Origin of the sequence: Lapillicoccus sp., from assembly GCF_036559105.1 — a bacterium.
GTDB lineage: Bacteria > Actinomycetota > Actinomycetes > Actinomycetales > Dermatophilaceae > Lapillicoccus.
In genome coordinates this window covers 1-18,570 of the sequence record NZ_DATBTV010000094.1, presented here as the reverse complement: position 1 = coordinate 18,570, position 18,570 = coordinate 1, and the positions used below count along the sequence as shown (strand labels likewise).

Here is an 18,570-nt window from a genome sequence, read left to right as displayed (position 1 = left end):
ATGTGGCAGTTCGGCGACGGTCAGACGTTCGGGCCGACGACCTCGGAGGGCGGGGTGTACCCGTCGGGCAACATCACGCACCAGTACCTCAGAGGCGGCGCCTTCCCTGCCAGCGTGAACACCATCTTCGGCGGCGAGTTCCGGATCGACGGGGGCGACTGGGCTCCCATCCCGGACACGGTGACCGTCCCGGGGCCGGCGACCACGGTCACGGTGCGGACCGCTCAGGCCGAGCTCGTCAGCCACTAGGTAGGCCAAGGCAGCGCCGAACGCGGCCACCAGCGCGCCGGATGACAGCAACCTACTTTCACTTCGCCTTCACTTATTGCGCCTCTGCTTACGTTCCCTTACGCTCGGGCCACCGAGAGGCGAGGAGGGCAGCGTGGCGTCGCTCAGCGAGTTCGACCGGGAGCAGGCGATCCTGCTCGACCTCGACGAGCACGGCCGCGTCGAGGTCGGCGCCCTGAGTACCCGCTTCGGGGTCTCGACCGTCACCATCCGCAAGGACCTCGAGCACCTCGAGCGTCGCTCCATGCTTCGCCGCATCCGCGGAGGCGCCCTGGTCGCTCAGCGCTCCGACGAGGGTGCCTTCGAGTTCCGCCAGCGCGTCGCCGCCAAAGCCAAGCGCGCCATCGCCCGACGCGCCGCGCAGCTCGTCCGCCCCGGCGACGTCATCGCGATGGACTCCTCGACCACCTGCTTCTACCTGGCCAACGAGCTCGTCGACACCGCCCCGCTCACCGTCGTCACCAACGGCCTGCGCACCGCGGCCCTGCTCCTCAAGGAGTCCCGAGCGACCGTGATCATGCCCGGCGGCGTCCTGCGACGAGCCAGCGAGTCGATGGTCGGCTTCTTCGGCGACGTGCTCGAGGGCCGCGGCCAGGTCGACAAAGGCTTCTTCGGGGTCGTCGGCCTCAGCCTTCAGCGCGGCCTCCTCGACCTCACCCCAGAGGAGGCCCGCGCCAAGGAGGCCATGGCCGCGATCTGCCGCCAGGCGTACGGGATCTTCGACTCCTCCAAGGTCGAACGGTTCGGCACCCACCCGTTCCTCCCCGTGGAGCGCATCACCGCCCTTATCTCCGACACCGGCGTGCCCGCGGCATACCGTCAGGAGTGGGTCGACGCCGGCGTGACCTGGGACCTCGTCGACCCCGACCAGATCCGGACGGAGGGTCGGCGCGCATGACCGCCAGAGCCACGCAAGCCACCGTCGCCGCTGTCGACCTCGGCGCCGAGAGCGGCCGCGTCGCGAGGGTCGGGTTCGACGGCGAACGCCTCAGCCTCGACGTCGTCCACCGCTTCACGCATACCCCGCGAGAGGTCGACGGGGTTCTCCGGTGGGACCTCGCCACGCTCGAGGGCGGCATCCGCCGAGGACTCGGCGCCCTCGCGACCGGCGACCTGGACATCGCCAGCGTCGGCGTGGACGCCTGGGGCGTCGACTACGGCCTCATCGACGCCGACGGCCAGCTCGTCGACGAGCCGACCTGTTACCGCGACCGTCGCCAGGTCGTCGCGTTCGACGACGCCCTCGACACGATCGGCGCGCACCGGCTCTACGAGGCCACCGGCGTCCAGCTGATGCCGATCAACACGGTGTTCGCGCTGGCCTCCGACGCCCGCACCATGCCGGATCGCCTGGCGAAGGCGTCGAACCTGCTCATGCTCCCCGACGTCTTCCACCACCTGCTCTCGGGCAGCCGCGTCACCGAGTACTCGGCCGTGTCCACCACCGGCTGCTACGACATGGCCCGCAACGCCTGGGCCACCGGCCTACTCGACGAGCTCGGCGTGCCGACCCACATGCTCCCCGAGGTCGTCCAGCCAGGCACCGACGTCGGCGCCCTCCTGCCCGACCTGGCCACCGGGCGGCTCACCAAGAGTCGCGTCGTCATGCCACCGGGCCATGACACCGCGAGCGCTGTCGTCGGCACACCGCTCGCGCATCCCGGCGGCCTCTACATCTCCTCGGGCACCTGGTCGCTGGTGGGCATCGAGGTGCCGGACCCGGTCATCAGCGACGACACCCAGGCCCGCAACATCACCAACGAGGGCGGGTATGCCGGCACGATCCGCCTGCTGCGCAACGTCGCCGGGCTCTGGCTCCTCCAGGCGTGCCGCCGGGTCTGGGCCGCGGAGGGTAGGACCTACACCTACCCCGAACTGGTGGCCATGGCGCAGGAGGTCGAAGGGCTGGGCAGCATCGTCAACCCCGACGCCCCCGAGTTCCTCGACGGCCGTGACGCGCCCGCCCGCATCCAGGCCTACTGCGCGGCCACCGGAACGGCGGTCCCGGACTCACCCGGCGAGATCGTCCGCTGCGCCTTGGACTCGCTGGCCCTCAGCTACCGCTCCGTCGTCGACGACCTCGCCGAGGTGACGGGACACGCGATCCCGAGCGTCAACATCGTCGGCGGCGGCTCCAACAACACGCTGCTCTCCCAGCTCACCGCCGATGCGACCGGCGTCCCCGTCCACTGCGGTCCTGTCGAGGCCACCGCGCTCGGCAACGCCGCCACCCAGCTCGTCGCCCTCGGCGAGCTCGCCGACCTCGCCGACATCCGCCGCGTCATCGCCGGAACTACCGACATCACCTCGTATGCGCCGACCGCACACGCCGGCCGGTGGGACGACGCCTACGCCCACTTCACCCGCCTACTGGCCCGCGACCGGGAGCGGCCAGACCTCCCCGACCCCGTCACGAGGGACTCATGACCCACACCACCTGGGAACCCGGCCTCGTCTCCCCCGCGCTCGTCACCCTGACCACCCTCCTCGGCGAACCTGCCCATGACCTGGCGATCCTCGCCGAGGGCAACACGTCCGAACTCCTCGACGACGGCCGGCTCGTGGTCAAGGCCTCGGGTGCCGGGCTCGCCGTCGCGACGGCCGAGGACTTCGTGGTCGTCGACATGGACGAGGTGATGGCCGTCGTCGACGACCCGGACACCACCCAGGCCGACCTCAGCGCCGTCCTCGTCGCCTCGGGCACCGACCGCCCCGACGGTGCCGGCCCGCGGCGCGGCTCGATCGAGACGGTCGTGCACGCCGCGGTCCACACCGTCGCCCGCGACGCCGGCATCGTAGGAGTGGCACGGTTCATCGGCCACACGCACCCGACCGACGTGGTCGGACTACTGGCCAGCGTCCGCGCCCAGGAGGCGTGGACCCGCATCGTCTACTCCGACGAGGCCGTCGTCATCGGCCGCCCGCTCTTCGTCCCCTACGCGACGCCGGGCCTCGCGCTCGGCCGCATCTACGCCGTCGCCCTCCGCGAGTACGTCGAGACGCACGCTGCGCTCCCCCAGCTCGTCCTCCTCGCCAACCACGGCATCGTCGCCATCGCCCCCACCGCTGCGGGGGTCGAGGCGGTCTCGACCATGGCGGTCAAGGGCGCACGCGTCCGCGCGACGGCCTACGCGGTCGGCGGCGTCGCCCCGCTCTCGGACGCCGACGTCGAGAAGTTCTTCGCCCGTGACGACATCACCGAGCGGCGCGCCAACCTCGCCCGGGGCCGCTGATGCCCCTCCCCACGAGGATCGACGCAGTGTTCTGCGACGTCGGCGGCCCGATCTACTCCGACGACAACTTCGCCAACGCCGCCCGGCGCGCCGTCGACGAGCTCCGCGCCGAACAGGGTCGTCCGCGCGTCGACCCGACCGACTTCGACCGCATTTACGACCGCGGCCGGGCCGCGCAGTCCGGCAGCCTCCGCCAGGCCTTGGCCGCTGAGCTCCTCGGTGACGGGTCGCACCGCGACGAGCTGCACCGCCGGCTGGCCCCGTACTGGACCCACCCCGAAGGCACCGCTTATCCCGACGCCCTCGAGATGTTCCGCCGCCTGCACGGCCACGTGCGGCTCGCCATCGTCGCCAACCAGGAGGCGGCCACGGTCGACGCACTGACCCGCGACGGGTTCGGGCCCTACGTCGACGTCTGGGGCATCTCGGCGGTCGTCGGCCACGAGAAGCCGAGTCGTGCGTTCTTCGAGTGGGCGCTACGCGAGTGCGGCAGCACACCCGAGCACACCGTCCACATCGGGAACCGCCTCGACACCGACGTCCGCCCCGCCCAGGCGCTCGGGATCGGCACCATCTGGGTGCTCCGCGGTGAAGCGCCCCCCGAGCCGACGCCGGAGCAGCTGGCCGAGGCCGACCTGGCGGTCCCGGACCTCACCACCGTCGCCGACGTCATTCTCGAGCGTGCCGCGTCATGACAGCGCTGACGATCGGCATCGACCTCGCCACCGCCTCGGCACGCTGCGTCGCCCTCGATACCGCGACGGGAAAGGTTGTCGCCCGGGCAGATTCGGCACTGTCCAGTCCCGAACGACCGGCATCCGGCGTATCGCTCCAAACGGCCACGTATGCGCCGACCGCCCTGGAGCTCGTCCGGCAGGTATGCGAGCGGCTCGGTCCCGACGCCGCCCGCGTGGCCGCGGTGTCGGTCACCGGCACCTCCGGCACCGTGGTCCCCGTCGACCGGGACGGCGCGGCGGTCGGGGCCGCTCGGATGTACGACGACACCTCGGGCAGCGACGTCCTGGCCGCGGCGAACGTCACGGGCGCCTCGTCCCTCGGACGGATGGTCGCCATCCGCCGGGAGCTCCCGGCAGCGCGGTGGGCCTCCACTCCCGACGTCGTCAACGCGGCCCTGGCTGGACACGCGGTCGCCGCCGACACCTCGCACTGGCTCAAGGCCGGGATCGACCTCACCACCAGAAGCTGGCCGGTCGACGCCATGACCGCGCTCGGTCTTGACCCGGCCGACAACCGCCGGCTGCCCGAGCTCGTCCTCCCCGGCACCCGCATCGGCACCGTCGACCGAGAGGTCGCGCGCACTCTCGGCCTTCGGGAGAACGTCCACATCGTCGCCGGGATGACCGACGGCTGCACCGCACAGCTGGCGGCGGGCGCCGTCCACGACGGCGACACCATGGGCGTGCTCGGAACGACGTTGGTCCTCAAGGCGGTCAGTGAGTCGCCGATCGAGTCCGCCGACGGTGCGGTCTACTCGCACCTCGCGCCGGACGGCCGCTACTGGGCCGGCGGTGCGTCCAACTCCGGCGCCGGCGTGCTGGCCACCGAGTTCGCTGGGCAGGACCTCGCCGCGATGGACCAGCAGGTCGCCAACAACCTCGCCGGCCATGTCCGCTACCCGATCTCCGTTGCGGGAGAGCGGTTCCCGGTGGCCGACCGCCACCTGCCCCCGCTATCCGACGGTGAGCCGCTGAACCGGCTCGACGCATACCGGGCCGTGCTCGAAGGCGTCGCCTTCGTCGAACGGCTCGGTCTCGAACGGCTACAGCAGCTTGGCGTCACCCCGCGAAGGCATGTCATCGCCGGCGGCGCGACGGCCAGCCCGGTCTGGAACCGGATCCGGGCCACCGTCCTCGCACCCCTCGCCCCGGTCAGCGTCGCCCGGTCCGCGAGCAGCGGCGTCGGTGCCTCGATCCTCGCGGCCTACGCGCTCACCGACGCGCCGCTGACCGACGTCGTCGACCGTCTCGTCTCCCACCCTGTACCGGTTGAAGCCGTTGCTGCACAACAGAGCTCGCTCGACGACTCATACCGGCGCTTCGTCGACCTTGTGGAAGGATCGCTCCCTCATGTCTGACCCCGCCCCACTCCCCGACGAGGTCCGCGCGCTACTGGACCGCAGCAACCGGCTCGGCTCGGACCCCGCCGTGACCAACTACGGCGGCGGCAACACCTCGGCCAAGGTGACCGTGACCAGCCCGGCCAGCGGCGACCCGGTGGAGCTGCTCTACGTCAAGGGCTCCGGCGGCGACCTCGGCACGCTCACGGCCGACGGCCTCGCGGTCCTCGAGCGTGACCGGCTGGTCGGCCTCGACCGGGTCTACCGCGGCGTCGAGCACGAGGACGAGATGGTCGGGCTGTTCACCTACTGCGGCCACGGATCGGGCGGTGCCGCGCCGTCGATCGACACCCCCATGCACGCTCTGGTCGACCATGGGCACGTCGACCATCTGCACCCCGACAGCGTCATCGCCCTGGCCTGCGCCGCCGACGGCGAGAAGCTGGTCCACGAGATCTGGGGCGGGACGGTGGCGTGGGTGCCGTGGAAGCGGCCCGGCTGGGAGCTGGGACGGACGATGCGCGAGCTGTCCACCGATCCGGACGTCATCGGCGCGGTCCTCGGCGGTCACGGGCTGACCGCCTGGGGCTCGACCAGCCAGGAGGTCGAAGAGCGGAGCCTGCGGATCATCCGTGAGGCGGCCGCATACCTGGTGGAGAAGTCGGTCGACGAGCCGTTCGGTCCGGTCGACGACACCCGGACCGCACGGCCCGAGGCTGACCGCCAGAGCCGGGCCGCCGCCCTCTTCCCCCACCTGCGCGGAGTTGCCTCCCGCGACAGCCGTCAGGTCGGCCACTACACCGACAGCGACGTGGTGCTCGACTTCCTCTCCCGCGCGAAGACGCACGACCTGGTGCACCTGGGGACCAGCTGTCCCGACCACTTCCTTCGCACCAAGGTGCGCCCGCTCCTCCTCGACACCGCACCGGACGCTCCGCTCGAGGAGGTCAGCGCGCGGCTGCTTGAGCTGGAGACGGAGTACCGCGAGGAGTACCGCGCGTACTACGACCGGCACGCCACGCCGGACTCCCCCGCGATGCGGGGCGCTGCGCCGGCCATCGTCCTCGTGCCGGGGATCGGGATGTTCTCGTTCGGGGCGGACAAGCAGACGGCGCGGGTGGCCGGCGAGTTCTACGTCAACGCCATCAACGTCATGCGCGGCGCCGAGGGGGTCTCGACCTACGCGCCGGTCGACGAGGCCGACAAGTTCGCCGTGGAGTACTGGATCCTCGAGGAGCAGAAGCTGCAGCGGCGGCCGAAGCCGAAGCCGCTCGCCGGGCGGATCGCCTTGGTGACGGGAGCCGCCTCCGGCATCGGTCTCGCGACCGCCCGCGCTCTCGCGGCCGAAGGGGCCAACGTCGTCATCGCCGACCTCGACGAGGCGAGGGTCGGTGAGGTCGCCACCGAGCTCGGCGGACCCGACCGGGCGGCCGGCGTCGTCGCCGACGTCACCGACGAGGCCGCTGTGACCGAGGCCGTGAACGCCGCCGTCCTCGCCTTCGGCGGCGTCGACCTGCTGGTCAACAACGCCGGCATCACCCGCGCCGGTTCGCTCAGCGACACGACGTTCGAGGACTGGGACCTGCAGTACCGGATCATGCCGCGCGGCTCGTTCGCGTTCGCCAAGGCGGCCGAGCCGGTCCTGCGCGCGCAGGAGATGGGTGGCGACATCGTCAACATCTGTTCGAAGAACGCGGTGTTCGCCGGCCCGAACAACATCGCGTACTCGTCGGCCAAGGCGGCCCAGGCCCACATGGTCCGGTTGCTGGCCGCCGAGCTGGGCGACATCGGCGTCCGCGTCAACGGGATCAACCCGGACGGGATCGTCAAGGGCTCCGGCATCTTCGCGGGCGGTTGGGGCGCGTCGCGGGCCAAGACCTACGGTGTGGCGGAGGAGGACCTCGGCAAGTACTACGCGCAGCGGACCGTGCTCAAGGAGGAGGTGCTGCCGGAGCACGTCGCGTCGGCGGTGGTCGCCCTGACCAACGGGTCGCTGCCCGTGACGACCGGCCTCGTGGTACCCGTGGACTCGGGAGTGCCCGCGGCCTTCCTCCGTTAGCCCGTTTCAGACGAAGGAGCGCTCCATGACGACGAACCTCATCGGGATCCACGCGCTGTGCTGGGTCGGCGGCTGGTCACCGGAGGAGGCACGGCGAGCCATCGCGTCCTCCAAGGAGGCGGGGTACGACCTCATCCAGCTCGCCGCGTTGGACCCGGAGAACTTCGACGCCGACATGACCGCGAAGCTGCTGCAGGAGCACGACATTCTCGGCGACGTCTCGCTCGGCCTCTCCGAGGAGACCGACATCTCCAGCGAGGACCCCGACTGTGTCGCCCGCGGCCGCGAGCTGCTCGACACCGCGGTCAGGCTCACCCGCGACATCGGCGGCGCCTACCTCGGCGGCGTCCTGTTCTCCAAGCTCGGCAAGTATGCGGCGCCGGTCACCGAGCGCGGCCGCGCCAACTCCGTCGAGTCGATCGCCTGGGTGGCGGACCGCGCGGCGGAGGCCGGCGTGACGCTCGGCCTGGAGTTCTGCAACCGCTACGAGACCAACGTCCTCAACACCACGGAGCAGACCCTGGCGTTCATCGAGGACGTCGACCGGCCCAACGTCATGGCCCACCTCGACGTCTACCACATGAACATCGAGGAGGTGTCGTTCGCCGGCGCCGTCCACGCCGCCGCCGCGGCGGGTCGCTTCGGGTACGTCCACCTCGGCGAGTCGCACCGTGGTGCGCTCGGCACCGGGTCGGTGCCCTTCCCGGAGTTCTTCGCGGCGCTGCACGACGTCGACTACCAGGGCGTCCTCACCTTCGAGTCGTTCTCCTCCGAGGTCGTCCACCCCACGCTGTCCTCGAACCTCGCAATCTGGCGCAACACGTGGACCGACTCGATGCAGCTGGCCAAGGACGCGCGGGCCTTCATCCGCGAGAACTACGGCTGCTGACCGTCGGCGAGCCGGACCGGGCGACGGCCCGCCGCATACCTCCGCTAGTCGCACTGTCAGCAGTCAAACCACTGGACGTACACTGCGACCATCATCCCCGACGTGACCGACCACGTGCCCGTGCCCTTCACCGGTGACGCTGCCGTCTACGTCGCGGACCTCGAGGCCCACGGCCTCCGGGCCGGCGCCGTCAACGCGGACATGGGCCACCTGAACGACCCGGACCTGTCCCGGGAGGCGCTAGCCGAGACGGTCCGCCCGCTCGTCGCCCTCGCGGCGGCGACCGGTGGGGCGCTGATCGTGCCGTGTGGTCGCAACTCCTACGAGGCATACGTGGACGAGGAGACCGACCTGGCGACCATCGCCGACAACCTGCGGTTCGTCTCCGAGCTCTGCTCGGAAGCCGGTGTGCGCCTGCTGGTCGAGGTCCTGCACCACCGGCGCTACGTCCACTCGGTCGAGCGGGCCGAGAAGGTCCTGTCGCTGCTCGACACCGACGGTCTCGGGCTGCTGTTCGACGTCTCCCACATCGTGGCGTCGTCGGACGACCCGGTGACGTGGGCTCAGCAACGGGCCGACCGCGTCGAGCGGGTCCACCTGCGGGACGCCGTTCCGGGCAACCTCAACCTCGGCATCGGCCGCGGTGAGACGGACTTCGCCGGCACGATCACCGCCCTCGAGGCCGGGGGCTTCACCGGCACGTACATCCTCGAGCTGGAGACCCACGACGTCGACGAGCAGGATCGCGAGGCCGACGCCCTGCCGTCCCGTGCGGAGATCGTGGCGATCCTCGACAGGGTCCCGTCATGACCCGCATCTTCGACGACCCGGCCGAGTTCACCGCCGACGCCGTCGAGGGGTTCGCCGACCTGTATGCGTCGCACGTCCGGGCGGTGCCCGGCGGCGTCGTGCGGCGGATGAAGCCCCGCTCCCCCAAGGTCGCGGTCATCGTCGGCGGCGGCTCGGGCCACTACCCCGCGTTCATGGGCGTGGTGGGACCGGGTTTCGCCGACGGTGCGGTGGTGGGCAACATCTTCACGTCCCCGTCCACGGCCCAGGCGTACTCCGTCGGCCGCATCGCCCACAGCGGCGCCGGCGTGATCTACACCTATGGCAACTACGCCGGCGACGTCATGAACTTCGGCATGGCCGGCGAACGGCTGCACGCCGACGGCATCGACGCGCGCCAGCTCATCGTCACCGACGACATCGCGTCGGCATCACCGGCCGAGGCCGCCAAGCGTCGGGGCATCGCCGGAGACTTCGTCGTCTTCAAGGTGCTCGGCGCCGCTGCCGAGCGCGGGCTCGACATCGACGAGGTCGAGCGGCTGGGCCTGCTCGCGAACGCGCGGACCTACACCCTCGGCATCGCGTTCTCGGGCTGCACCTTCCCCGGTGCGCGGGAGCCACTGTTCATGGTTCCGGACGGTCAGATGGGGCTCGGGCTCGGGATCCACGGCGAGCCGGGACTCGAGGACGTCGCCAGCCTGCCCGCGCCCAAGCTGGCGCACCTGCTCGTCGACAAGCTGCTGGACGAGCGTCCGGCCGGGTCCGGCGACCGGGTCGGAGTCATCCTCAACGGGCTCGGCACCACCAAGTACGAGGAGCTGTTCGTCCTCTGGAAGTCCACCTCGGCCCTGCTGCGCGAGGCCGGCCTGACCATCGTCGCGCCCGAGGTGGGCGAGCTGGTGACCAGCCTCGACATGGGCGGCGTCTCGCTGACGCTGACCTGGCTGGACGACGAGCTCGAGCCGCTGTGGCTCGACGCCGCGTCCACGCCGGCGTTCCGTCGAGGCGCGGCCGCGGAGACGCTCGGTTCTGAGGACTCGACCGACGACGACGACGTGACCGTCGTCGACACCCGTGTGGTCGAGGGCGACGCCGCGTCGCAGCGGGTCGCGGCCGTCGTGCTGTCGGCGATGACCGCCGCGCAGGCAGCGGTCCACGACGCCGAGCACGAGCTCGGCCGGTTGGACGCGGTCGCCGGAGACGGTGACCACGGACGCGGGATGGTTCGGGGAATCGACCACGCCGTGACCGCGGGCTCCGTTGCGGCACAGGCTGGTTGGGGCGCGCGTGGCGTACTCGAGGCCGCCGGGGACGCCTGGGCCGAGTTCGCCGGCGGAACGTCCGGAGTGCTCTGGGGTGCCGGCCTGCGCGCGTTGGGGGCGGTGCTGGGGAACTCGGGACGACCGGAGCCGACGCAGGTCGCGGAGGCCGTCCGGGCATACCTGCAGTCGATGTTCGACCTCGGCAAGGCGTCGGCCGGGGACAAGACGCTGCTCGACGCGGTCATCCCGTTCGCTGAGAGCCTCGACACCGAGACGGCGGCCGGGCGTGACCTGTCGTCGGCGTGGGACTCGGCAGTGGTCGCTGCGGTGGCCGGTGCCGACGCCACCGCGGCGCTCTCGCCGAAGGTCGGGCGAGCCCGGCCGTTGGCCGCTCGGTCGGTGGGCACCGCGGACCCCGGCGCCGTGTCGTTCGGGATCTGCGTGGGGGCGATCGGCGGGGTTCTCGCCGAGGAAGGATGCGAGTGATGGGCTGGCGGATCGTCGTCGGGAGCGACTCGGCGGGGTATGCGTACAAGGAGGCGCTGCGGGCCGACCTCGAGGCCGACCCGCGGGTCGACTCGGTGGTCGATGTGGGCGTCGGGTCCGGCGAGGACACCGACTACCCGCACGTCGGGGTGGCGGCCGGGCAGCTGGTGGCCGCCGGTGAGGCCGACCGCGCGCTGCTGCTCTGCGGCACGGGGATCGGCGTCGCGATGGCGGCCGGCACCGTTCCGGGCGTGCGGGCCTCGGTGGCCCACGACGCGTACTCGGTGGAGCGCCTGGTCAAGTCCAACAACGCCCAGGTGCTGACCCTGGGCCAGCGCGTCATCGGTCTGGAGCTGGCTCGGTCGCTGGTGTCCGGCTGGCTGGACCACCGCTTCGACGAGTCGTCGGCGTCCGCGTCCAAGGTCGAGGCGCTGGTGGACTACCAGCTGGGCGGGGGGCGGCCTTCCCTCACCACGGGTGCTCCGGCGACGACGGCAGCGACGTTCCACTGACTCGTGGTGCCGGGTACGAGGTAGGCGCTGTGGCCGACGCTCCGTCGGCCGGTGCGGCCGTCGGGGAGCTCGACGTCGTCGGTGCTGAGCCGGTCGACGCCGGGTAACCCGCCGGGGTCCCGCCCGAACCAGCCGAGGTCGGCCACGGGGTCGTCGTCGGCCTCCAGAACGTGGACGTGCCGGGGCGGGAGGCCGAGCCCGGTGCTGCTGTCCGCGCCGAGGCCGGGTGAGCCGAGGACCACGAGGTCGTCGACGCCGGTGTCTCCGCGCGCGACGGCGAGGCCGGCAGTCGTCGACCCGTAGGAGTGGCCGACCACGGTGACGTGCCGGTCCGACGGGAGGCCGCGCAGAAAGGTGGCCAGGCCTGCGGCGCCGGCTTCTGCGCTCGCCCGCAGGACGACCGAGTGTCCGGAGCGCAGGGTGTCGGCGGTCTGGGGAATGTCGTAGCCCAGCCAGCTGACGACGGCAACGTCCCGGTGGTCGCCGACCAGCGTCGCGGCCCGGCGCGCCTGGTCGGCCAGGTCGGCAGAGACGCGGTCGGCTCCGCCGAGGTCACGCTCGACGGTCGTGGTGAAACCCGGCACGACGACCGCGACATGGGCGGCCCGGTCCACATCGCCCACGGCAACTGCCACTCGGGCAGTGCGCCCGGTGACGTCCACGGCGAGGAGCTGGCGGGTTCGGCCGTCGCGCTGGTCGAGCACCTGCCGGGTGGCTCGGACGGCGGCCAGCTTGGCGACCGCCTGCTGGTACGCCAGCCGCCGGGTTCCGCCGCCGAAGGTCCCGACGGTGACGGCGCCGTCGAGACCGCCTGCGCCGTCGACAAGGTCGCGCCAGGTCCGGGCTCTCGGTTCGAGCGTGGCGACCTCGGCGACAAGGGCGGTGTCCGCCCGGTCGAGCAGGATGCGGTTGGCGCGGTCGCGGGCCCAGCCGGGCAGCCCGTCGGCGGGGCCGACGATCTCGGGCCGCTGGGCGATGACGGCGTCCCGGTCGCTCGGCACGAGACTGCCCCACCAGGTGACGACGTCACCCACGGGAACCGGCGCGGTGTGAGTCGAGGGGGTGCCGACGAGCGAGGCGGTGCCGACCACAAGGGTCTGCCGGAGGGCGCCGGCCGGCCCGCCCACGGTTGTCGGCTGCCGGGTCAGCCGGGCGGCGATCTCGGCCAAGCCCACGGCGAGGTCAGCGTCGAGCTCGAGCGCCATGACCGTGGCCGCCGCGGAACCACCTCCGTCGGCATCAGCTGGCCCCACCGTGTCGAGGACCGCCATGAGCTCCGCGAGCCGGACGGTGTCGACCAGCACCGCCAGCCGGTCCGCGGCCCGAGCGAGAGCGGGTTCGAGGACGGCCAGCACCTCGCCCAGCGCGTCGACGCGCGCGAGCAGATCGGCGTGACGCTGGGCGGCGGCGTCGGCCGCGTTGCCGAACCATGACTCGTCGGCGACGCCCCGTCCCGAGAGGGCGGTGCGAGCCTCGGCGACCAGGGACCGCGCGACGCTCACCTGGAGCTGGCCCGCCGCGACCGGGCCCGGGTTCCAGGTTGCGACAGGGATCGTCGTCATGCCGCTTCTGCCGCCCGAGACTCCGCGGCGCGAGTCTCCACAGCCCGAGACTCCACGCCCCGAGCCTCCGTCGCCGCGACGTCCTGGTCGGTCGCGCGGTACCAGGCCTGGGCGGTCCGAACCGACTCCGCGTCTTGGGCCAGATCGCGGACGATGCTCTGCACCGTCGCCTGCAGCATCTCGGCGACCGTTGCCGCCGGGCCGGCGCTGCGACTGCCCGGCATTGCGGTCGCCACCGAGCGGCCCAGATCGTCAACCCTGATGGCCGCGACGGCGGCGGCGGTGCGGTCAGCCGTCCCTGCCGCGCCAGCCAGTGCCCACTCGTCCACCCCGAACTGCATGGTCACCTCCTCGAAGCGAGGCTACGAAGGAGGACGGGGTGACCGACCGGGTTGTCCACAGGCACAGCCCGGCGCCGCACCCGTGCACGCCTCATCGGCCCTGGTTCCAGGCGGAACACCGCCCGCCTTGTCCGCACGGAGAGGGCCATCGAAACGACAGTGCGTCATGCCGCGCGTCCTGTCGCGATGAGTGTCGCCATGGACCCAGTTATGGCGACATGAGGTGCGACATGAGGTGCGACATGACCCCCGGCCACCCGGCACCGGGGAGCATTGGCGCACCGAATCCGACGCCGAACGCCGCCCACCCTCGGGTGGGCGGCGTTCGCCTCTCTGCGAGGTCGGCGGCCAGGGGGTCGAGGCCTGGCGCCGTTCGGTCCGCCGAACGGATGCGGGGCGAGCGAGCTCGCCGCCCGTCAGCCGATGGCGGGAATCTGGAGGACCTGCCCCACGTGGACGTCACTGGAGCTGAGCCCATTGGCCAGCTGTATCTGCGCGACACCCTCATGCACCGGGAGGTCGGGCATCTCGCGTGCGGCGATCGAGGACAGGGTCTGTCCGGCGTCGACGGTCACGGTGTGCTGCGGAACGGCCACTCCGGCGGCGAGCGCGGCGGCTCCGGTCCAAGCGAGGGCTGAAGCGACGAGGAGCGCACCGACGGTGCGGGCCACGCGCCCGCGCCGGCTGATCCGCACCGGTCGGCCCACCACGTCGGGACCTGTCGGGACGAGCTGCAGCCGCGGACGGGTCGGCGCCGCGGTCCGCTCGGGAAGGGCGAGCGGGTCGAGGGCGAACGCTGCGCTCATCGGGGCCTCCACGGGGGTCACGGTCCAGTCGGAACGGGGGCGGGTCGAACCTGTGTACGAACCGGTGCTGTGGCCATTTTTAGCACGGATGTTCGAGGAACGGAAGACACGCCTCGAACAGGTGTTTGGTACTGACGTTCGAGCGCCGTACTCTGGGGCCATGTGAGAAGTGCATCACCCGGCTCCGACAGGCCTGCTGACCTGCAGCGATGCCGAGGTGACCACCCTGAGGGGGCGAGCACGCATACCCGGTCGCCCGCACTGATCGCAGACACCGATCGCACGGCAGGTCCGACGAAGGAGTGGTGACGATGACCGAGGTCCGCGAGATGCCGGAGCGGGAGCCCGAGGGCGGCCTGGGGGCCGGTCTGACGGTTCGGCAGCGCCGGGTGCTCGAGGTGATCCGCAACTCGGTCGACCGCCGTGGGTACCCACCCAGCCTCCGCGAGATCGGCGAGTGGGTCGGGCTCACCAGTCCGAGCAGCGTCGCCCACCAGCTCACGGCCCTGGAGCGCAAGGGCTACATCAGGCGCGACCCCAACCGGCCGCGGGCCATGGAGATCGTCTCGCCGGACGGCGACCCGCAGGCTCGGGGCTACCGGTCCGGCGACAGCCGAGCCAGCGAGATCATCGAGGGGGTCTACGACGAGACCGGGTCCGGTGACGCGCGACCCGAGCCGTCCTACGTCCCGCTCGTCGGCCGGATCGCCGCGGGCGGACCGATCCTCGCCGAGGAGGTCGTCGAGGACGTCTTCCCGCTGCCGCGGCAGCTCGTCGGCGAAGGGTCCCTCTTCCTGCTCAAGGTGGTCGGCGACTCGATGGTCGAGGCGGCCATCTGCGACGGCGACTGGGTCGTCGTCCGACAGCAGCCGACGGCCGACAACGGCGACATCGTCGCGGCCATGCTCGACAACGAGGCGACCGTCAAGACCTTCAAGCGCAAGGACGGGCACGTGTGGCTGATGCCGCACAATGCGGACTACTCGCCCATCGACGGCGACCACGCGACGATCCTCGGCAAGGTGACCGCGGTCCTGCGCCGGGTCTGAGGCGCCTCAGGCCGGGAGCGCCCACGCGTCGTCGCGGATGATCGGGACCGTCCGGCCGTCCGAGCACACCCCGTCGACCTCGACGCCCGGCCCGCCGATGACGACGTCGGTATGCACCGCGGACGCGTTGAGTCCCGCTACCGCTCGTTGCTGGGGTGACATCTCCAGGCCGCCGCGCAGGCAGTAGGGGAACCCCTGGCCCCACGCGACGTGGCACCCGGTGTTCTCGTCGTACAGCGAGTCGTGGAAGACGACCCCGGCCGCGCGCACCCGCGACGAGCCCTCCACGAGCGACACCTCACCGAGGCTGCGGGCGCCGTCATCGGAGTCCAGCTGGGCGCGGACCGCCTTGACGCCGCGGCTGGCGTCGACGTCGACGATCCGCCCGCCGGCGAAGGTCACGGCGAGGTCCTCGACGACCGCCCCGGCCCGAGCCATGACCAGCGGGCGGGTCAGGCGCATGACGCCGTCCGCGCGACGCCGGTCGGGGCTGGTGAAGACCTCCTCGGTGGGCAGGTTGGGGATGAACTCGACTCCGGCCCTCGTGGAGGCGGCGCCGCCGATCCAGCAGTGCTGCGGGTCCAGGCGGACAGTGAGGTCCGTCCCGCCATCGTGGTACCGCACCGCGTCGAACCCTCGCTCGGTCAGCGCCCGGGCGCAGTCCTGCAGAAGGGCGGAATGGTCACACCAGGTCTGGACCAGGTCGTCGTCATCGAGGCGGAGGGCAACGCCGACCGCCGCCCAGAGCCGCTCGACGTCGGGCGTGCCGAAGACCTGTTGGGCCCAGCCCGCGTTGGGCGCGACGACGATGGTCCACTGGACGTCGCCGCCGAACAGGAGCTGCCGCACCTCCGTGGCGTAGGTGATGTCGAGCATCGCGCTGCGCGCGGGATCGAGGCCGCCGAAGAGGTTCGGTTCCGGGGTGCCCGTCAGGCGGACGAACGCCCCGCCGTCCGGCGCGGCCTGGAGGTCACGCACGAGCTGGTACTGCCACGGCAGGTTCGTGCGGAGCACCGCTTCGGGGGCGTGCGTCACGGTGGAGCGCGCAGGCCACGCCGCCACGATCCGGTCAGACGAGGTCGAGACCCCGGCACAGCTGCTCGAGGGTGGCGCCGAGCGGGGTATGCAGCCGCAGCGTCGCCTCCGGGTCGCCTCGACTGGCGCTAGCGGTGACGATGGCGACCGGGATGCCGTTGCGGGCGGCCCGTCGCACGAACCGGTAACCACTCATCACGGCCAGCGAAGAGCCGAGGACGAGCAGCGAGTGAGCGCCGTCGACGATGTCGAAGCACCGACCGACCGTGTCCTTGGGCACCGACTCGCCGAAGAAGACGACGTCGGGCTTGAGGGTGTCGGAGCCGCAGACGAGGCACACCGGCAGGTGGAAGCGGGCGGTCACCGCGTCGTCGAGGACGATGTCGCCGTCCGGGCGGATCTGGCTGGTGACCCGGGACCCGTCGGGAGCGACGCCGAGGACCAGGTCGACGAAGCCGGGGTTGGCCTCGGCCAGCCGCTCGTGCAGCGATCCGCGCTCGACGTGGTTGCCGCAGGTGAGGCAGACGACCCGGTCGAGGTTGCCGTGCAGCTCGGTCACGTCGACGGCACCGGCGGCCTGGTGGAGGCCATCGACGTTCTGGGTGACGACGGCGTCGAGCAGGCCGGCCCGCTGGAGGGTCGAGACCGCCCGATGTCCGCTGTTCGGCGCCGCGCGGTTGAACCGCTGCCAGCCGATGTAGCTGCGGGCCCAGTAGCGCCGGCGGGCCTCGCTCGAACCGATGAACTCCGCATACTGCATCGGGGTCACGCGGCGGGTGCCGTCCGGACCGCGGTAGTCGGGGATCCCCGACTCCGTGGAGAGCCCGGCTCCGGTGAGGACCATGACCCCGCCCCGGACGACCAGCCTCGTGAGCTCGTCGATCCCGGTGTCGGTCGACGCGGTCGCCGCCGCGGCCACGGGCACCGACGGGACGGACATGCCTCCAGTATGCGTGGGTGTCCGCCTCGCGCCGGAGTCGCATCCCCGTGTTGGGTAAAGGACGATTTCGATAACAGGACGTTATACACTCGGGTCATGATCGACGCTGCCGGCCTCCGGGTCATGAAGGCCATCGCCGAGGAGGGCAGCTTCACCGGCGCTGCCGTCGCCCTGGGGTACTCGCAACCCGCCGTCTCCCAGATGGTGCGCCGCCTCGAGCAGCGCACCGGGACAGTGCTCGTCGAGCGCATCGGGCGCAATGTGCGGCTGACCGAGGCCGGGAAGGTACTGGCGCGCCACGCGGTCGGGGTCCTCAGCGCCCTCGACGCCGCCGAGGAGGAGGTGGCCGCGATCGCGGGCCTGCGTGCTGGCCGGGTTCGGCTGATGGCCTTCCCGTCGTCCTCGGCGTCCCTCGTGCCCCGCGCGCTCGCCCTGGTCAAGGAGCGCTTCCCCGACATCTCCGTGACGTTCAGCGAGGGCGAGCCGCCGGAGTCGCTGGCTGCGCTCCGGGCCGGCGAGTGCGACATCGCGGTGGCGTTCGCCTACGAGGGCACCGACATCGGACGCGGTGAGGACCTCGCCGACTTCGTCACCATCAAGCTGCTCGACGACGAGGTGCGCCTGGCCGTCCCGCTCACCCATCCCCTCGCCGACCGCGCCGAGGTCGACCTGGTCGACTTCACCGACGAGAACTGGATCGCCGGCTGCCCGCGATGTCGCGGCCACCTCCTGTCGCTGACTCGTCGTGCGGGCTTCGCCCCCACCGTCTCGTTCGAGACCGAGGACTACATCGCGGTGCTCGGGCTGGTGAGCGCCGGCCTGGGCGTCGCCCTCGTCCCGGATCTGATACTGGCCGCGGCGCATACCAGCGACGTCGCGACGTTGTCGCTCACGCCTGCCTCCCGGCGCCAGATCCACGCGGTCACGACCGACGACCTCCAGCGGGTTCCGGCGGTCCGAGCCACCCTGGAAGCCCTCGAGGAGAGCGCGCGTAGCCAGTCCTTCGTCCCGGCCTGAGCCACCTCACTAGTGGCATCCCCTGGTGCCTCGAGCCCCGGGCCACGCGCCCAGTGCCCCGCGCCCGGTGCACCCCGCGCTCGATGAGCGGTCACCGCAGGGTGGCCACCTCGACCGACCCGTCGTCGCCCTTCCGGACGGCGACGTCGCCGGAGAGATCCGTCCGGTAGACGCGGAAGCCGTCCTGGGCCAGCGTGGACAGGGTGGACGGCGCCGGGTGCCCGT

Annotated in this window: 17 protein-coding genes and 1 pseudogene; 13 read left to right on the top strand and 5 right to left on the bottom strand. The window is 71.9% G+C overall.

What is annotated here, in order from left to right:
• From VIG79_RS12255 to VIG79_RS12205, 11 genes and pseudogenes are all read left to right on the top strand, one after another.
• Positions 1–249: pseudogene (locus tag VIG79_RS12255) on the top strand (hypothetical protein); the annotation flags it as partial.
• Between the two features lie 133 nt (positions 250–382).
• Complete coding sequence (locus tag VIG79_RS12250) at positions 383–1,186, top strand: DeoR/GlpR family DNA-binding transcription regulator (protein ID WP_331885980.1); 804 nt, start codon at positions 383–385, stop codon at positions 1,184–1,186.
• Complete coding sequence (locus tag VIG79_RS12245; protein WP_331885978.1) at positions 1,183–2,715, top strand: rhamnulokinase family protein; 1,533 nt, start codon at positions 1,183–1,185, stop codon at positions 2,713–2,715. The genes VIG79_RS12250 and VIG79_RS12245 overlap by 4 nt, the downstream gene beginning before the upstream one ends.
• Positions 2,712–3,521 (top strand): class II aldolase/adducin family protein, encoded by an 810-nt coding sequence (locus VIG79_RS12240; RefSeq protein ID WP_331885976.1) that lies wholly within the window; start codon positions 2,712–2,714, stop codon positions 3,519–3,521. Before VIG79_RS12245 ends, VIG79_RS12240 begins: the two co-directional genes overlap by 4 nt.
• A gap of 26 nt (positions 3,522–3,547) precedes the next feature.
• Complete coding sequence (locus VIG79_RS12235) at positions 3,548–4,216, top strand: HAD family hydrolase (protein ID WP_331885974.1); 669 nt, start codon at positions 3,548–3,550, stop codon at positions 4,214–4,216.
• The gene (locus tag VIG79_RS12230) at positions 4,213–5,616 is read left to right on the top strand and encodes an FGGY-family carbohydrate kinase (protein WP_331885972.1); all 1,404 of its coding nucleotides are present in this window, start codon (positions 4,213–4,215) and stop codon (positions 5,614–5,616) included. The genes VIG79_RS12235 and VIG79_RS12230 overlap by 4 nt, the downstream gene beginning before the upstream one ends.
• Positions 5,609–7,657 carry a bifunctional rhamnulose-1-phosphate aldolase/short-chain dehydrogenase gene (gene rhaD / locus VIG79_RS12225; protein WP_331885970.1) on the top strand — a complete coding sequence of 683 codons (2,049 nt, stop codon included), beginning with the start codon at positions 5,609–5,611 and terminating at the stop codon, positions 7,655–7,657. Before VIG79_RS12230 ends, rhaD begins: the two co-directional genes overlap by 8 nt.
• Before the next feature lie 25 nt (positions 7,658–7,682).
• A complete protein-coding gene (locus VIG79_RS12220) occupies positions 7,683–8,546 on the top strand; it encodes a sugar phosphate isomerase/epimerase family protein (protein ID WP_331885968.1) in 864 nt (287 codons plus the stop codon).
• A 102-nt stretch (positions 8,547–8,648) separates the two neighbouring features.
• Complete coding sequence (locus VIG79_RS12215; protein ID WP_331885966.1) at positions 8,649–9,356, top strand: sugar phosphate isomerase/epimerase family protein; 708 nt, start codon at positions 8,649–8,651, stop codon at positions 9,354–9,356.
• A complete protein-coding gene (locus VIG79_RS12210) occupies positions 9,353–11,083 on the top strand; it encodes a dihydroxyacetone kinase family protein (RefSeq protein ID WP_331885964.1) in 1,731 nt (576 codons plus the stop codon). The genes VIG79_RS12215 and VIG79_RS12210 overlap by 4 nt, the downstream gene beginning before the upstream one ends.
• A complete protein-coding gene (locus VIG79_RS12205) occupies positions 11,083–11,595 on the top strand; it encodes a ribose-5-phosphate isomerase (RefSeq protein ID WP_331885962.1) in 513 nt (170 codons plus the stop codon). Before VIG79_RS12210 ends, VIG79_RS12205 begins: the two co-directional genes overlap by 1 nt.
• Here the strand turns inward: VIG79_RS12205 and VIG79_RS12200 are convergent.
• The 3 genes from VIG79_RS12200 to VIG79_RS12190 all read right to left on the bottom strand — a co-directional run bounded on the left by VIG79_RS12200 (position 11,523) and on the right by VIG79_RS12190 (position 14,304).
• On the bottom strand, positions 11,523–13,157 hold the full coding sequence (locus VIG79_RS12200) for an alpha/beta hydrolase (RefSeq protein ID WP_331885960.1): 1,635 nt from the start codon (positions 13,155–13,157) through the stop codon (positions 11,523–11,525). The genes VIG79_RS12205 and VIG79_RS12200 overlap by 73 nt on opposite strands.
• A complete protein-coding gene (locus tag VIG79_RS12195; RefSeq protein WP_331885958.1) occupies positions 13,154–13,498 on the bottom strand; it encodes a hypothetical protein in 345 nt (114 codons plus the stop codon). Before VIG79_RS12195 ends, VIG79_RS12200 begins: the two co-directional genes overlap by 4 nt.
• Before the next feature lie 416 nt (positions 13,499–13,914).
• Positions 13,915–14,304 (bottom strand): LysM peptidoglycan-binding domain-containing protein, encoded by a 390-nt coding sequence (locus VIG79_RS12190; RefSeq protein ID WP_331885956.1) that lies wholly within the window; start codon positions 14,302–14,304, stop codon positions 13,915–13,917.
• A 311-nt stretch (positions 14,305–14,615) separates the two neighbouring features.
• Between VIG79_RS12190 and lexA the strand changes: the two genes are divergently transcribed.
• A complete protein-coding gene (gene lexA, locus VIG79_RS12185) occupies positions 14,616–15,353 on the top strand; it encodes a transcriptional repressor LexA (protein WP_331885954.1) in 738 nt (245 codons plus the stop codon).
• 6 nt (positions 15,354–15,359) lie between these two features.
• Here the strand turns inward: lexA and VIG79_RS12180 are convergent, their stop codons facing one another.
• Positions 15,360–16,388 (bottom strand): aminopeptidase, encoded by a 1,029-nt coding sequence (locus VIG79_RS12180; protein WP_331885952.1) that lies wholly within the window; start codon positions 16,386–16,388, stop codon positions 15,360–15,362.
• A gap of 34 nt (positions 16,389–16,422) precedes the next feature.
• Entirely contained in the window at positions 16,423–17,328 is a 906-nt protein-coding gene (locus VIG79_RS12175) for a Sir2 family NAD-dependent protein deacetylase (protein ID WP_331885950.1), read from the bottom strand.
• A 96-nt stretch (positions 17,329–17,424) separates the two neighbouring features.
• Here VIG79_RS12175 and VIG79_RS12170 point away from each other — a divergent pair, with 96 nt between their 5' ends.
• Positions 17,425–18,345: a LysR family transcriptional regulator gene (locus VIG79_RS12170; RefSeq protein WP_331885948.1), complete on the top strand. Its 921-nt coding sequence runs from the start codon at positions 17,425–17,427 to the stop codon at positions 18,343–18,345.
• The last annotated feature ends 225 nt before the right edge of the window (positions 18,346–18,570 follow it).